Source organism: Salmonella sp. SJTUF14076 (genome assembly GCF_015534835.1).
Taxonomy (GTDB): domain Bacteria; phylum Pseudomonadota; class Gammaproteobacteria; order Enterobacterales; family Enterobacteriaceae; genus Salmonella; species Salmonella enterica.
Genome location: NZ_CP064674.1, coordinates 3,735,603 through 3,750,239 on the forward strand (window position 1 = coordinate 3,735,603; position 14,637 = coordinate 3,750,239).

At 49.8% G+C, this 14,637-nt stretch carries 16 protein-coding genes; 11 read left to right on the forward strand and 5 right to left on the reverse strand.

The genetic code is table 11. The annotated features are described in order from the left end of the window. Positions 1 to 28: 28 nt before the first annotated feature. From panB to HU143_RS18205, 10 genes are all read left to right on the forward strand, one after another. A complete protein-coding gene (panB, locus tag HU143_RS18160) occupies positions 29 to 820 on the forward strand; it encodes a 3-methyl-2-oxobutanoate hydroxymethyltransferase (protein ID WP_000805487.1) in 792 nt (263 codons plus the stop codon). A gap of 125 nt (positions 821 to 945) precedes the next feature. Beyond that, positions 946 to 1,800: a pantoate--beta-alanine ligase gene (gene panC, locus HU143_RS18165; protein WP_023227149.1), complete on the forward strand. Its 855-nt coding sequence runs from the start codon at positions 946 to 948 to the stop codon at positions 1,798 to 1,800. A 94-nt stretch (positions 1,801 to 1,894) separates the two neighbouring features. Further along, the gene (gene panD / locus HU143_RS18170) at positions 1,895 to 2,275 is read left to right on the forward strand and encodes an aspartate 1-decarboxylase (protein WP_000621526.1); all 381 of its coding nucleotides are present in this window, start codon (positions 1,895 to 1,897) and stop codon (positions 2,273 to 2,275) included. Between the two features lie 277 nt (positions 2,276 to 2,552). Then, positions 2,553 to 3,158 carry a fimbrial protein gene (locus HU143_RS18175; protein ID WP_000466117.1) on the forward strand — a complete coding sequence of 202 codons (606 nt, stop codon included), beginning with the start codon at positions 2,553 to 2,555 and terminating at the stop codon, positions 3,156 to 3,158. Positions 3,159 to 3,244: 86 nt separating this feature from the next. Beyond that, positions 3,245 to 3,997 (forward strand): fimbrial chaperone, encoded by a 753-nt coding sequence (locus tag HU143_RS18180; RefSeq protein WP_023210168.1) that lies wholly within the window; start codon positions 3,245 to 3,247, stop codon positions 3,995 to 3,997. 67 nt (positions 3,998 to 4,064) lie between these two features. Then, positions 4,065 to 6,662, forward strand: coding sequence for an outer membrane usher protein (locus HU143_RS18185; RefSeq protein ID WP_017465641.1), 2,598 nt, complete (start codon positions 4,065 to 4,067; stop codon positions 6,660 to 6,662). A gap of 22 nt (positions 6,663 to 6,684) precedes the next feature. Further along, positions 6,685 to 7,269: a fimbrial protein gene (locus tag HU143_RS18190; protein ID WP_023234443.1), complete on the forward strand. Its 585-nt coding sequence runs from the start codon at positions 6,685 to 6,687 to the stop codon at positions 7,267 to 7,269. Between the two features lie 26 nt (positions 7,270 to 7,295). Further along, positions 7,296 to 7,853 carry a fimbrial protein gene (locus tag HU143_RS18195; RefSeq protein WP_000673423.1) on the forward strand — a complete coding sequence of 186 codons (558 nt, stop codon included), beginning with the start codon at positions 7,296 to 7,298 and terminating at the stop codon, positions 7,851 to 7,853. Between the two features lie 18 nt (positions 7,854 to 7,871). Beyond that, positions 7,872 to 8,471 (forward strand): fimbrial-like protein, encoded by a 600-nt coding sequence (locus tag HU143_RS18200; RefSeq protein WP_001186615.1) that lies wholly within the window; start codon positions 7,872 to 7,874, stop codon positions 8,469 to 8,471. A gap of 11 nt (positions 8,472 to 8,482) precedes the next feature. Continuing rightward, positions 8,483 to 9,544, forward strand: a complete 1,062-nt coding sequence (locus tag HU143_RS18205) for a fimbrial protein StkG (RefSeq protein ID WP_000765500.1) — start codon at positions 8,483 to 8,485, stop codon at positions 9,542 to 9,544. Position 9,545: 1 nt separating this feature from the next. On the opposite strand, the gene HU143_RS18210 is transcribed toward HU143_RS18205, so the two are convergent. The 4 genes from HU143_RS18210 to HU143_RS18225 all read right to left on the reverse strand — a co-directional run bounded on the left by HU143_RS18210 (position 9,546) and on the right by HU143_RS18225 (position 13,075). Next, positions 9,546 to 10,775, reverse strand: coding sequence for a polysaccharide deacetylase family protein (locus tag HU143_RS18210; RefSeq protein WP_000245322.1), 1,230 nt, complete (start codon positions 10,773 to 10,775; stop codon positions 9,546 to 9,548). Between the two features lie 61 nt (positions 10,776 to 10,836). After that, entirely contained in the window at positions 10,837 to 11,277 is a 441-nt protein-coding gene (locus HU143_RS18215) for a PTS sugar transporter subunit IIA (RefSeq protein WP_000901966.1), read from the reverse strand. 104 nt (positions 11,278 to 11,381) lie between these two features. Beyond that, a complete protein-coding gene (locus HU143_RS18220) occupies positions 11,382 to 12,152 on the reverse strand; it encodes an ABC transporter permease (protein WP_000983418.1) in 771 nt (256 codons plus the stop codon). Beyond that, positions 12,149 to 13,075 carry an ABC transporter ATP-binding protein gene (locus tag HU143_RS18225; RefSeq protein ID WP_000150625.1) on the reverse strand — a complete coding sequence of 309 codons (927 nt, stop codon included), beginning with the start codon at positions 13,073 to 13,075 and terminating at the stop codon, positions 12,149 to 12,151. The genes HU143_RS18220 and HU143_RS18225 overlap by 4 nt, the downstream gene beginning before the upstream one ends. 108 nt (positions 13,076 to 13,183) lie before the next feature. On the opposite strand from HU143_RS18225, the gene can reads away from it, so the two are divergent. Beyond that, positions 13,184 to 13,846: a carbonate dehydratase gene (gene can / locus HU143_RS18230; protein ID WP_000651591.1), complete on the forward strand. Its 663-nt coding sequence runs from the start codon at positions 13,184 to 13,186 to the stop codon at positions 13,844 to 13,846. Between the two features lie 57 nt (positions 13,847 to 13,903). Here the strand turns inward: can and hpt are convergent, their stop codons facing one another. Beyond that, complete coding sequence (hpt, locus tag HU143_RS18235; RefSeq protein WP_000683342.1) at positions 13,904 to 14,440, reverse strand: hypoxanthine phosphoribosyltransferase; 537 nt, start codon at positions 14,438 to 14,440, stop codon at positions 13,904 to 13,906. Positions 14,441 to 14,637: the final 197 nt, after the last annotated feature.

Below are 14,637 nucleotides of genomic sequence, written 5' to 3' on the forward strand. Positions count from 1 at the left end.
AATATAACTTTTACCATCAGGAAACGTTATGAAACCCACCACCATTTCACTGCTGCAGAAATGCAAGCAAGAGAAAAAACGCTTCGCGACAATTACCGCCTACGACTACAGCTTCGCTAAGTTATTTGCCGACGAAGGTATCAATGTGATGCTGGTTGGCGACTCTCTGGGCATGACAATTCAGGGGCACGACTCCACCCTGCCGGTCACCGTGGAAGATATCGCCTACCACACCCGCGCGGTACGCCGCGGCGCGCCCAACTGTCTATTGCTCTCCGACCTGCCGTTTATGGCTTACGCCACCCCGGAACAGGCATGTGAAAACGCGGCTATCGTGATGCGTGCGGGGGCCAATATGGTCAAAATTGAAGGCGGCGCCTGGCTGGTTGATACGGTGAAAATGCTCACCGAACGCGCCGTGCCGGTTTGTGGTCATCTGGGGCTAACGCCACAGTCGGTGAATATCTTCGGCGGCTATAAAATTCAGGGCCGCGGCGACGCCGGGCAGGTACTGCTGGATGATGCGCTGGCTTTAGAAGCCGCTGGCGCTCAACTGCTGGTGCTGGAATGCGTGCCGGTTGAGTTGGCGAAGCGCGTCACGGAAGCGCTGTCGATTCCGGTGATCGGCATCGGCGCGGGCAACGTCACCGACGGTCAGATCCTGGTGATGCACGATGCGTTTGGCATCACCGGCGGTCATATTCCAAAATTCGCGAAAAATTTCCTTGCCGAAGCGGGCGACATGCGCGCCGCCGTACAGCAGTATATGGCTGAAGTGGAGTCCGGCGTTTATCCGGGCGAAGAACACAGCTTTCACTAATTTTTCTGACCGTGCCGGATGGCGACGCGACGCGTCTTATCCGGCCTACAGATCCTCAACGGATGTAGGCCTGATAAGCGCAGCGCCATCGGGCAGGATCATCAAGCAACTCAAGGAGTTTTGTTGTGCTAATCATTGAAACCCTGCCGCTGCTGCGCCAGCATATTCGTCGTCTGCGTCAGGAAGGTAAACGCGTCGCACTGGTTCCCACCATGGGCAACCTGCACGACGGCCATATGAAGCTGGTCGATGAGGCAAAAGCCCGGGCTGATGTGGTGATCGTCAGCATTTTCGTCAATCCGATGCAGTTTGATCGGCCGGACGATCTGGTGCGTTATCCGCGCACGCTGCAGGAAGATTGTGAAAAGCTGAACAAACGCAAAGTCGATTATGTCTTTGCGCCAGCCGTTGAGGAAATCTACCCACAGGGGCTGGAAGGACAGACATACGTTGACGTTCCCGGCCTCTCTACCATGCTGGAAGGCGCCAGCCGTCCGGGCCACTTCCGCGGCGTCTCGACCATCGTCAGCAAGCTGTTCAACCTTATCCAGCCGGATATCGCCTGCTTTGGCGAGAAAGATTTCCAGCAGCTGGCGCTGATCCGCAAAATGGTGGCGGATATGGGTTATGACATTGAGATCGTCGGTGTGCCGATTATTCGCGCTAAAGACGGTCTGGCGCTCAGCTCACGTAACGCTTATCTGACCGCAGAGCAGCGCAAAATTGCGCCGGGTCTATACAACGTGATGAATAGCATCGCTGAAAAACTGATTGCGGGTGAGCGTGAGCTGCAAGAGATTATTGCCATTGCCGAACAGGAACTGAATGAAAAAGGCTTCCGTGCCGACGACATTCAAATCCGTGATGCCGACACGCTGCAGGAGCTGACGGAAACCAGCAAACGCGCAGTGATTCTGGCCGCCGCCTGGCTGGGTCAGGCGCGTCTGATCGATAATCAAAGCGTTACATTAGCCCAGTAGACAGGGGTTAAAAATCGGGCAATACTGCCTGAGAATTTCCAAAGCAGGCCACAAGCGCCTGCTTAGCCAAGGTAAACGACAGGGTAAAGAAGTTATGATTCGCACCATGCTGCAAGGCAAGCTCCACCGCGTAAAAGTCACGCAGGCGGACCTGCACTACGAAGGTTCTTGTGCCATTGACCAGGATTTCCTTGATGCCTCCGGTATTCTGGAAAACGAAGCGATTGATATCTGGAACGTGACCAATGGGAAACGTTTCTCAACCTATGCGATTGCGGCTGAACGCGGCTCCAGAATCATCTCGGTGAACGGTGCGGCGGCGCACTGCGCTGAAGTTGGCGACATTGTGATTATCGCCAGCTTCGTCACCATGTCTGATGAAGAAGCGCGTACATGGCGTCCGAAAGTGGCCTATTTTGAAGGCGACAACGAAATGAAGCGCACCGCGAAAGCTATTCCGGTACAGGTTGCCTGATTTTCAATAATAGGACAACCCTTCCAGAAAAACGTATTTTGGGACGGGTTGTCTTTTTTTTAAATCACCAATAAATAATATTATTTATTATTTATCTTATTGCTTAAATAATAAAGCATTAGTTTTACTTAAAAAAACATAAAGTATTTCTAATGGATGGCTTTATTCCCTTTCATCGCCACTCTCTATAAAATCCGTCTCGAAATTTAATATTTCAACAAATAAGATATATAAATATATTTTATTTATATTTATCACTAAAATATGGATATTCTAAATGTTTTTCAGAAAATATGGCGTAGCCGCTTTTATTGCAATGACTTTGAGTGCCGGGTCTGCAATGGCAGCAGATCCAGATACGGGTACTATTACTTTCCACGGTCTGGTTTCTAACAATACCTGTAAAATCTCTCTTGATAATAAAATAGATCAAGACGGTAATGATTTTGACATTACGCTGGATACCGTTTTTGTTAAAAACTTCGCTACCGCACTGGGTGATAACAGTACTCTGGGCGAAAAACAGTTCACTCTGAATCTGAGCGAATGTGATAACGCAACGGTAAAAGATGCCTCCGCGCAGTTTAATTCCTGGGGCGGTTCCAGCTCAACGTCAGGTGGTCTGTTAGTACCACCGGCTAATCTGCAAGGAGCAGCAGAAAACGTTAACCTGGTGCTGGCTAACAACGGTAACGGCGCTACCGATCTGATCAAAATTGACCAGACTAACAACACGCAGAAAGCCACTATTTCCGCTGATGGCACTGGTGACCTGTTCTACCGCGTAGCCTACACCCAAGGCCAGAAGTGGAATGCAGACACCAGCCCGGTAACGGCAGGAACCGTACAGGCACAAGTTGCCTTCACCGTTATTTATAACTAATCCTTTGTATTTAAAAAGATTAGCCAATCCCTCAGCGGCTGTGCTGGGGGATTTTAATTTTAAAGTATACCTACAGGGAGGGTAAAATGGTCAATACGGTTATTACAAAGGGATTTAAAACCACCTGCTTCGCTGCCGCGGCCTTCACGGCATTTACCACATTCCAGGTAAACGCGGATATCGTCATTTCCGGAACACGTATTGTGTACCCAGCGTCATCAAAAGACGTGATTGTGAACCTGGATAACCGGGGCAATAAACCTCTACTGGTGCAAACCTGGCTGGATGACGGGCGTGACGGTGTTGACCCGCAGGAGCTAAAACTGCCGTTTGTCATTACGCCTCCGGTATCTCGTATCGATCCACAAAAAGGGCAATCCTTGCGTATTACGTATATGGGTAGCGCATTACCTCAGGATCGGGAATCGCTGTTTTGGTTTAACGTGCTGGAAATTCCGCCAAAATCAAAAGCGAAAGAAGGCGAGAGTTTAAATCAACTTCAACTCGCCTTTCGCACGCGGATCAAATTATTTTTCCGCCCGGATGGCCTGAAAGGCACGCCTGGCGATGCGGCTGCAAACCTGAAATGGTCGCAGAAAAAAGAAGACAATACGCTTTCACTATTTGCCCAAAATGACAGCGCGTACAACGTTTCTATTTCCAACGTAAAATTAAAAGTGGGCGGTAAAGAATATACTGTCGACAGCAAATCCGTTTTACCCTTTAGCGGGGTCAGCATGCCCGTAAAAGGCCTTTCGAATAATATTAACGGTACCGTTATCTATAGCACCATTAATGACAATGGTGGCACAAATAAACGAGAAGCCAAAATAGACTAATCAATTATAACAATTACGTACCAATGTAGTGGGCCATTCTGGTCCACGTTAATTATTCGGAAAAACAATGCTATTTCAACGCTCATTATTATGTCTTACTATTGGCGCTGCACTCCCTTTTTCCGTTTCTGCTGCAAATTCAGCAGCAGAAAAAACCGTTGTTGAGTCGGACGAAGCCGTAGAATTTAACGAGCAATTTTTACTTAATAGCAGCGCTAATATCGATATTAGTCGCTATGCGTATGGCAACCCGGTGCTTGCCGGAACCTATCGTGTGAAAGTGAATCTTAACAATGCGTTGAAATCTACCTCTGAAATTACCTTTAATGAAAACGGTACGCCACGCGCCAGTGCATGTCTGACGCCGCTTTTACTCACCCAGGCAGGTGTTGATCCCGCCGCAATGCGCGATGACGTCGAGGTCGACGACAACACCACGTGTCTGGATATAAAAAAATACTACCCCGGTGCGACGGCGAATTACGATTCCGGCAAACAGGCGATGGATCTCAACTTCCCGCAGATTTATATCCTGAAACGTCCTGCCGGGTATGTTGACCCCTCACTGTGGGAAGATGGCGTTCCGGCGGCCATCGTCTCTTATGATATGAACGCCTGGCACAGTGAAGGCAATGGCACAACGTCCGATACCGCTTACGTGGGGCTACGTTACGGTTTAAATATGGGACCGTGGCGTTTGCGTTCCCGAGGTAGCCTTAACTGGAACAAAGATACCGGTAGCGAATACAACAATCAGGACGTTTATTTACAGCGAGATATCACCGCGCTGAAAGCGCAAATGGTGATAGGCGACTCCTACACCCGTGGCGATGCGTTTGACTCCTTCAGCCTGAGCGGGATACGGATGTATAACGATGACCGCATGTTACCGATGGGCTCCAGCAACTACGCGCCTGTTATCCGCGGCGTCGCCAACAGCAATGCCAAAGTCACGGTGATGCAAAGCGGCAATAAAATCTACGAAACCACCGTACCGCCGGGGGCGTTCGAGATTAACGACCTTAGCACCACAGGTTATGGTAACGATCTGCTGGTCACCGTAGAAGAAGCGGACGGCAGCAAACGCAGCTTTACCGTTCCCTTTTCGTCAGTCACCCAAATGTTACGCCCCGGCGCGACACGCTGGGATATCGGCGTCGGCGAGCTGAACGATGATTCTTTACATGATAAACCGCAAGTGGGTTACGCGCAGTTTTACTATGGCCTGAACAACACCTTTACCGGCTATATCGGCGCGCAGTATACCGATATGAATTTCTATGCTGGGCTATTAGGTCTGGCAATGAACACCGGTATTGGCGCATTCGCCTTTGATGTGACGCAATCTCACGCCAGTATTGATGATTTAGGCACGCTCAGCGGGCAAAGCTACCGGCTGACCTATAGCAAAATGATCGAGGCGACCAATACCTCATTTAACGTCGCCGCTTATCGTTTTTCTACTGAAGACTACCTCAGCCTGAATGACGCCGCGTCTTTGCAAGACAGCGTTAAACATCAGCAATATGCGCAGCAAAGTTATCGCTCAGGTGATGAGTTATATGACGATTACCAGCGTACCAAAAATCAGGTGCAAATCAGCATCAACCAGCCCTTAAACCAGGGAGAAACAACCTGGGGCTCTGTGTATGTCAGCGGAACATGGCAGGACTACTGGAATGATGCGGGCTCCACGGCCAACTATAGCGTGGGTTACAACAACAGTTTTGCCTATGGCAGCTATAGCGTGTCATTACAACGCGCCTATGACCAGAACGGCAGTAAAGACGACAGCGTCTATTTAAGTTTCAGTATTCCGTTGAGTATGTTCTCCCACAACGGGGAACGCTCTGGCGGTTTCTCCAATATCAACATGGGCCTGCGTTCTGACATGAAGGGCGGTACTAACGTCAACTCCACCGCCAGCGGTAATACCAAAGATAGCGACATCAGCTACTCCGTGAGCGCCACCTCCAGCAGCGGTAATTACGGCAACCTGAATCAGGTAAGTGGCTTTGGCTCCCTTAACAGCAGCTATGGCCCATTAGGGCTTTCCGCCTCGTTTGGCGACGACAATAGCCAGCAATATTCCGCCAGTTACAGCGGTGGCATGGTGCTGCATTCTGGCGGCGTAGCGTTCGCGCCGGGCAGCATTGGCGAAACCGACGCCGTCGCACTGGTGAAAGCCAGCGGCGCACAAGGCGCAGGACTGGGCTACAGCAGCAGCGAAATCGGCAGCTCAGGCTATGGCATTTTACCGTATATGTCAGCCTACCGCGAAAACCGGGTGTCACTGGATATCAGTACACTGGAGAACGATGTTGAAATCAAAAGCACCAGCACGGTTACCGTACCGCGCAGCGGCGCCGTTGTGCTGGTGAATTTTGAAACCGATGAAGGTCGCTCACTGATTCTGGAATTACTGCGTAGCGATAAAGGCTTTATTCCTTTAGGCGCAGATGTCCTTAACGAGAAAAATGAAACTGTCGGTACCGTAGGCCAGGCCGGACAGGCGTACGTGCGCGGCGTAGAACCGCAAGGCGAACTTCGCGTGGTGTGGGGCAGTGGTAAAGAAAGTACCTGTACGGTGCGTTACCAATTAGCTGAAACCACGGCAAAAGCGGGACTCACCCCCGTACTGAGCAATCAACTTTGTCACCTGTAATGACCTGTTTAGGGAAAAACTAATGAGAGTTTATATGAAAAGAAACCGCCTCAGTCTTCCCATCGCGGCACTTGCCGTAATGGCAGCTTCTGGAAGCGCGCTTGCCGCTAACTCCACTAACCTAGATGTTAATTTCACGGCCACAATTTTAGAGACGACGTGTAACATGAAACTGGTCGGTGGTACAGGCTCCGACACGGTACAGGAATTAATCATTGGTAATAGTAGTGGTGAAGTTCGTATTGATGATGTAAGAGCGGGAACAGCAACGGCAGATTTTAAATTAGTGATTGTTGAATGCCCGGCATCGCTTCAATCATTAAAGACATCAATCAACGGAACGCCATCCGGGTATTCAACAAAAATATTAACGAGTGGAACAAAAGGCTCAGCCGACTATATAGGGGTGTCAGTTGCGCGCGCATCCAAACCAGATGAACCTTTTGTTATTAACTCCACCGCCGATTCAGAACGTCTGGTCTGGAGTGAGGTAGAAATTAACAGTAAAGAGGTTCCGCTGATCGCCATCATGAAAGAGACCAAGGCAAATTCGGCTACCACAGGGGCTTTCTCAGCCGTTGCGACTTTCGTATTTAGCTACGAGTAATTAACGCAGATCTACGGAGCATCACTATGAAATTTACATCCGCTTTAATCACATTATCCGTTTCTGCCGTCTTATTCTCTGGAGTGGTCAGAGCCGCTATTACCGGTACCGACAGTGTACAAATGACCTTTAAGACCACAGTGACAACCGGTACCTGTAAAGCTATCGTCGTTAATGGTGACGGAAAAAATGTTAGCACCATTGGCTATGGTGAGACATATAAATCGGATCTTAACAAGAAAGCGATGCCACTGAGCATTGTCTTCAGCAATTGTTCCGGCGTAACCATCGCAGAAGTAGAAGCAAAAGCGGGCACCGGCGGCACCTGCTCCGGTGATAATTTAGACGGCGATTCTTACGCGGCGGGCCTGAATACCGCCTTCGAAATTTGGGGCGGCGATGCAGACACGGGGGTGAAACTGTCTTGTAAAACGCCACCAGCCGCACAGGAGGTGACCATTACCAACGGTGCGGGTACCTACCCAATGACGTCACGCATTGTGGTGGCAAACGGTAAAAGCCTGAGCGACGTCACCGCCGGCGATGTCACGGCTCCGGTCACCTTTGTTGTGACATACCCTTAATTTTCAGGTGTTTTGTTTATGCAACAATTACTGTTTCTTTTACGCCAGCCCGGTCTTGTGTTGCTTATGGGTCTGACGGGCGGGTTTTGGTCTGGCATCAGCCAGGCGGGTTCCAATTTGGATATCAATCTGACCGCCAGTATTGTTAACAGCACCTGCAAACTCAGTCTGGAAAATGGGGGGGAAGTCTACCTTCCCAACGTCACGCGGGCATGGTTTTACAATAACGACGGCAGCAGTAAATATGCGCCTACCGACGAGGCGGGCGGCACGCCTTTTAACGTGCGTCTCGAAGACTGTGCAGATAACAGTAGCATCAAGCAGTTGATGTTCAGCTTTACGCCGCAATCCGGTTTTTGGAGCAACCAAAACCAGGTTTTCAAAAATGATGCCACAACAGGCGCGGCGCAAAACGTGGGGATCGTCATTTTCTCGGCAGACTATAAAACTAACGTCTTAAACAGCGATGGCAGTTCTAACGTAGTTTACGACGTCAGCGGAAAAAGCAGTTCGCTGTATTTAACGGATTATCAGTTTTACGCGCGCTATCAGAATACGGGCGCAGTTGTCAGCGGCGTTGTCACCAGCAACGTGTTGGTTGACGTCAGCTACGAATAAAAGGATTTATGATGAAGCTATTCCCTTATCTGGCCGCACTGTTATTGTTGAGCGCATCCGGCGTAGCCTATGGTGCCCTGGAATGTAAATTTTACAATGGCGATACACGACAGATAATGTCGCCAGGCGTTCAACCAATCATTACCTTTCACCCCTCGGTGCAAACCGCCACGCTGCTGGCTAGCGGTATTACGATGGAATTAACGCCGGAAATGCATAGCCACTGTGCAGTGGGGGATGATGGAGAGAACATTTACCAGATGACGGACAACACCTTACTTGAAGGGTATGTCGACGGTAAGGCGTTGTTTCGCACCAATATACCCGGCATTACGTATGCCATTGGGTTATACCCCGCAGGGAAAGGCATTACCGGATGGTTTCCCGTCAATCCTGGTCAATATTATATGACCGCTTATGCTGACGACAACGAAGGCTATTTCGAACATGAAAAAAAATGGTACGCCGTGATGGAAATCTACCAGATGCCCGGCTTTAATGGCGTGCCTTCGGGAGTCGGTTTTATTAGCTCAATCGGCGGCCCATTGGGGCACATTGTTCTCGGAGACCCCATAGGTTCTGAATCTGACCATCCTCGCCCGCTAATCACCATTTCTGATATGATGTTTAACATTCCATTCTCCGAACCGACCTGTATTCTTACCGCGCCCACCACCGTGAATTTAGGTGATTGGTACCGAAGCGACGTGGAGAAAGATCAGACCACCGAGGTGCCTTTTCAGATTACCGGAACCTGTACCGGGACGATTGCAGTCTCGTTCGTGGCGAAATCCTCATATACCAATGCGGATAAGAACCTGTTTACCAACTCGATTACCAGCAACTCAAGCGTTACCGCGGCTGGCGGCGTCGGCGTAAAAATAAGCTCACCGGCCTATTCGCAAATTCATGCCGACAGTTCGCCAGAAGCCATTGCCGTGGGCGAGATAATCGGGATGCCTGTGACCTCAGTAAACGCCAACTTTAAAGCAAAGCTGGTCAAAACAGGGACGGAGGCCGTGACACCCGGTATTTTCGGATCGTCTGTCACCTTCCAGGTAACCTACGAGTAAACTACCCCTGCGGCTGATTGACTATCAGCCGCGACATCGTTTCCAGCGAATCTGTGCGTAAAATATACAACCTTTTGAGCAGCATCGGATTATCTCCCGGCTTCACCTTCCCTCTCACCGTGGTGACCGCCAGATGGAAACCGGCGTCTTTTGCTGCTTTGATCGCGGTCGCGTTATAGCCGCCAAAGGGATAAGAAAGATAAAATACGTGCGGAGTAAACTGTGTGAGCGCCCGCCGCGAGCGTTCAAAATCAAACAGAATATTATGGTAGCTGCGGCTATATAAAATCGGGCGGCGATGCCCGTCTACCCGGTGTAAAAAATGGGTATGCGACTGAAAATCAAAAACATCGCTTATCTTGCGCAATTCGGACACGCTCATAAATTGCAGCGACCTGGGATTCCATTTTTGCGGATGGCGCTTAATACGCGATGAGATAATAAATGCCGTCGCTTTCATATCGTACTGCTTTAATACCGGATACGCATAGCGACTCACCGATTTAAGGCCATCATCAAAGGTGATAGCCACCGCGCGCGCCGGAAAATTAGCGCGGTTATAGATGTAATCCTCCAGTTGGTACATCGTCAACGTGGCATAGCCGCGATCGCGAAGCCAGGTCATTTGGTTGCTGAATGCCCGAACCGAAGTCGTGGTGGAGGTATGGCGAAAACGGGTATTCTCTTCATCACGTAAAATGTGATGATAGGTCAAAATCGGAATGCCGTTGTCTTCCTGCGCATCCATGGCGTTGACATAAGCCAGCCTGTCGCCAATACGGATCTGATACCAGGTTTGATGTAGCCGGCCTTTCAGCTTGCTAATAATGGGGTAACGCAAATTATCCACCAATACGCCAAACGGGGCGCTACTGATGTCCGGCGCGTTATACACCGGCGTGTCCTTCCAGGTCACCAGATTCTGATTGCTGAGCGGCTTGTTAAGATCGCCCAGCCCATCTTCCACTTTTTGTTTTCCCTGCACGGGTTCCAGATGGCCTTTATCGATAAACCCCACACCGAAGCCAAATTTAAAGGCATAATAATCAACCGCAACAGGCGTTACGGAAAGAATTTGTCCGGCGCGGATATTCCCTACGGTCACCATTTTGTCGCCAATCTGCGACCAGATGGCGGCATCTTTCGTCGTTTGCATATAACGAGCGGGCAAGGCAGCCAACACATTACCGGCGAAAAAGAACAGCAAGATAAGAACAACGCGCATAACCATATATCATAACCGAGGCGAAAAAACGCCGTTATTGTAGCAAAAGCGTCGTCAATGGTATTGATCAAAACTCATACAAATCATGCAGCAATACAAAAGGCGGATTTTTCTGCTGCTGATGCCAGAGACTGGTGACATCCGGCGCGCCAAGCGCGACAATCTGGTCGCGAAATGCTGAACTGCTCATCGACTCTCGCAAAGGAATCATTTCCTCTATCAATGAATAGCTAATGCCTGAAATAACTTCACATTGAGGATGTTTATGGCTCATCAGCGACGCTACACGATAAGGCGCCGCGCCGGAAATGTCGGTTAAAAATATCACGCCTTCACCGGAATCGGTGGCATGGAGGGCATCACACATCATGCGGCTCAGCATGTTTGAGCTCAGACCGCGCCAAAAATTGACCGCCCGGCATTGCGCCAGCGGACCATTTTTTCTCTCCAGGCGATCAAGCATATCCTGTGCACGATCGTCATGGCAGGTAATCACCCAACCTAACATAGCCTACCTCCTTAGCAGGCAAGTAGTTTATCAGGGTTACCAATCAGGAATGATGACAGCCGTCAAAAGTCTCCTCTTCCCTCCAGGAGAAGAGGAGAATCGTATCAGCTACGCAAACCGCGTCCGCGCTGGATCAGCGACCAACACAGCAGATAGAAAGCAGCGATAAAGATCACCAGTACGCCAAACGTCGTCACCAGCGGCACATCATGGATACCCAGAAAACCATAACGGAAACCGCTGATCATGTAGACGATCGGGTTCAGGTGCGACAACCCTTGCCAGAACGGCGGCAGCAGCGTCAGCGAGTAAAATACCCCGCCGAGGTAGGTCAGCGGCGTCAGCACAAAGGTCGGGATCAGACTGATATCGTCAAAGGTTTTCGCAAACACGGCGTTCAGCAGTCCGGCCAGCGAGAACAGAATCGCGGTCAGAATCAGCGTTAGCGCGACAAATACCCAGGAATGCACCTGGAAAGGCACGAAAAAGAGCGAAATCGCCGTCACCAGAATCCCTACGCACAGCCCACGCGCCACGCCGCCGCCGACAAATCCGGCGATGATCACGTGCGTTGGCACCGGCGCGACCAGCAGTTCCTCAATATTGCGCTGAAACTTGGCGCTAAAGAACGAGGAGGCCACATTGGCGTAGGAGTTAGTAATGACCGCCATCATAATCAGGCCCGGCACAATAAATTGCATATAGCTAAAGCCATGCATTTCGCCGATGCGCGAACCAATCAGGTTACCGAAAATAATAAAATAGAGCGTCATGGTGATGACAGGCGGCACCAGCGTTTGCACCCAGATCCGCATAAAGCGGTGGATCTCTTTCGCCCAGATGCTTTTAAGGGCAACCCAGTAAAGCTGCATCATGCGCGATCTCCTTGTTTTTCATGCACCAGCGACACAAACAGTTCTTCCAGACGGTTGGCTTTATTACGCATACTTAATACCTGAACCCCCTGCTCGCTCAGTTGGCTAAAGACACTGTTAACCCCCTGCTCGCGTAACACTTCCACCTCCAGAGTCGAGGTATCCACCAGACGATATTGATAACCCGTAAGCTTAGGTAGCGGGCTTTTTGGCGCTAAATCCAGAATAAACGTCTCCGATTTCAGCTTTGAAAGCAGATTTTTCATGGAGGTATTTTCCACCAGCTCGCCGTGCTGAATAATACCGATATTGCGGCACAGCATTTCTGCCTCTTCCAGATAGTGGGTGGTAAGAATAATCGTGGTGCCTTTGGCGTTTAAATCTTTCAGGAACCCCCACATTGAGCGACGCAATTCGATATCGACGCCCGCCGTCGGCTCATCGAGAATCAATAGCTTAGGCTCATGCATCAGCGCGCGGGCGATCATCAGGCGGCGTTTCATCCCACCGGACAGCATCCGCGCGCGTTCATTACGTTTTTCCCACAGATCGAGCTGTTTTAAATACTTTTCGCTACGTAAAACTGCCTCTTTATGTTCCACGCCGTAATAACCAGCCTGATTCACTACGATCTGTTGCACCGTTTCAAACGGGTTAAAGTTAAACTCCTGTGGCACCAGTCCAAGCTGTCGCTTGGCGTTAACCACGTCTTTTTCCAGGTCGTAACCAAAAACGTTAACGCGCCCGGACGTTTTATTAACCAATGAGCTGATAATACCGATGGTGGTCGATTTCCCTGCTCCATTTGGCCCCAGAAGCGCGTAAAAATCCCCCGCTTCGACCTGCAAATCTATGCCGCGCAACGCCTGAACGCCGCCGGGATAGGTTTTTTTAAGTTGTTGAAGTTCCAGCGCAATGGTCATAAATTCTCACTTACTTTACGTTCTTACACTTTATATATGGTTTAAATAATTACGGAGTTGCCCTATATTAGCCCAACGCACTTATTTGGTTACAGGTCGTTAACTTCCATGAAAGACATAGATACACTCATCAGCAACAATGCACTATGGTCAAAAATGCTGGTGGAAGAGGACCCCGGATTTTTTGAGAAACTGGCGCAAGCGCAAAAACCGCGCTTTCTATGGATTGGATGTTCCGACAGCCGCGTTCCCGCAGAGCGTTTAACCGGGCTTGAACCGGGCGAATTGTTTGTTCACCGTAATGTGGCTAACCTGGTTATTCACACCGATCTGAACTGTCTCTCCGTGGTTCAGTATGCGGTAGATGTTCTGGAAGTTGAGCATATTATCATTTGCGGCCACTCCGGTTGCGGCGGTATCAAGGCTGCGGTAGAAAACCCTGAGCTGGGCTTGATTAATAACTGGCTGCTGCATATCCGCGACATCTGGCTTAAACATAGCTCGCTGTTGGGAAAAATGCCCGAAGAGCAACGTCTGGATGCGCTCTATGAATTGAACGTCATGGAGCAGGTCTATAACCTGGGGCATTCCACCATTATGCAGTCAGCGTGGAAACGCGGTCAGAATGTGACCATTCACGGCTGGGCATACAGTATCAATGATGGCCTGCTGCGCGATCTTGACGTCACCGCCACCAACAGAGAAACGCTGGAGAACGGCTATCATAAGGGTATCTCCGCCCTAAGTCTGAAATACATTCCCCACCAATAAGCCATTAGCTATAGGCCGGATAAGTCGCTTTAGCGACGCCATCCGGCATTTCTGCGCTTACTCGTCCAGCAGCACCACTTTACCAACATACGGTAGATGGCGATAACGCTGGGCGTAGTCGATACCGTAACCGACTACAAATTCGTCCGGAATCGAAAAGCCAACGAACTCAACCGGCACGTCCACTTCGCGGCGAGACGGTTTATCCAGCAGCGTACAAATCGCCAGCGATTTCGGCTCGCGCAGGCCCAGGATTTCACGGACCTTCGACAGCGTATTACCGGAATCAATAATGTCTTCGACAATCAGCACGTCTTTACCACGAATATCCTCATCCAGATCTTTGAGGATTTTCACGTCGCGGGTGGTGGACATACCGCTACCATAACTGGAGGCGGTCATAAAATCGACTTCATGAGGAACCTGAACTTCACGGCACAGGTCCGCCATAAACATAAATGAGCCACGCAACAGACCTACCAGCACCATTTCACTGCCGCTGTCTTTATAACGTTCGGTAATCTGACGACCCAGCTCGGCAATACGTGCTTTGATCTCCGCTTCGGGGATCATGACTTCAACAGTATGTTTCATATTTATAACCATATGATTTAAAAACAAATCACTCAATGCCGGTGACTAATAACGCCGCATTGACGCGCAAGGCACGCAGTATAACAGCAAACGTATTCATTCGCGGCATTTGATAAGAAAGCTCATTTTGTGATGACGATCACACATGTTAATTCCTATACTTAATTGCTACTAAAAAATTAACAATTTGGGATGGT

Bases quoted from the DNA above. Each gene is read 5' to 3' on its own strand.
- HU143_RS18205 (WP_000765500.1), top strand. From the start codon at position 8,483: ATGAAGCTATTCCCTTATCTGGCCGCACTGTTATTGTTGAGCGCATCC.
- HU143_RS18190 (WP_023234443.1), top strand. From the start codon at position 6,685: ATGAGAGTTTATATGAAAAGAAACCGCCTCAGTCTTCCCATCGCGGCA.
- HU143_RS18200 (WP_001186615.1), top strand. From the start codon at position 7,872: ATGCAACAATTACTGTTTCTTTTACGCCAGCCCGGTCTTGTGTTGCTT.
- HU143_RS18220 (WP_000983418.1), bottom strand. From the start codon at position 12,152: ATGATGCAGCTTTACTGGGTTGCCCTTAAAAGCATCTGGGCGAAAGAG.
- panB (WP_000805487.1), top strand. From the start codon at position 29: ATGAAACCCACCACCATTTCACTGCTGCAGAAATGCAAGCAAGAGAAA.
- HU143_RS18180 (WP_023210168.1), top strand. From the start codon at position 3,245: ATGGTCAATACGGTTATTACAAAGGGATTTAAAACCACCTGCTTCGCT.
- HU143_RS18195 (WP_000673423.1), top strand. From the start codon at position 7,296: ATGAAATTTACATCCGCTTTAATCACATTATCCGTTTCTGCCGTCTTA.
- panD (WP_000621526.1), top strand. From the start codon at position 1,895: ATGATTCGCACCATGCTGCAAGGCAAGCTCCACCGCGTAAAAGTCACG.
- HU143_RS18185 (WP_017465641.1), top strand. From the start codon at position 4,065: ATGCTATTTCAACGCTCATTATTATGTCTTACTATTGGCGCTGCACTC.
- HU143_RS18215 (WP_000901966.1), bottom strand. From the start codon at position 11,277: ATGTTAGGTTGGGTGATTACCTGCCATGACGATCGTGCACAGGATATG.
- HU143_RS18175 (WP_000466117.1), top strand. From the start codon at position 2,553: ATGTTTTTCAGAAAATATGGCGTAGCCGCTTTTATTGCAATGACTTTG.
- HU143_RS18225 (WP_000150625.1), bottom strand. From the start codon at position 13,075: ATGACCATTGCGCTGGAACTTCAACAACTTAAAAAAACCTATCCCGGC.
- HU143_RS18210 (WP_000245322.1), bottom strand. From the start codon at position 10,775: ATGGTTATGCGCGTTGTTCTTATCTTGCTGTTCTTTTTCGCCGGTAAT.
- hpt (WP_000683342.1), bottom strand. From the start codon at position 14,440: ATGAAACATACTGTTGAAGTCATGATCCCCGAAGCGGAGATCAAAGCA.
- can (WP_000651591.1), top strand. From the start codon at position 13,184: ATGAAAGACATAGATACACTCATCAGCAACAATGCACTATGGTCAAAA.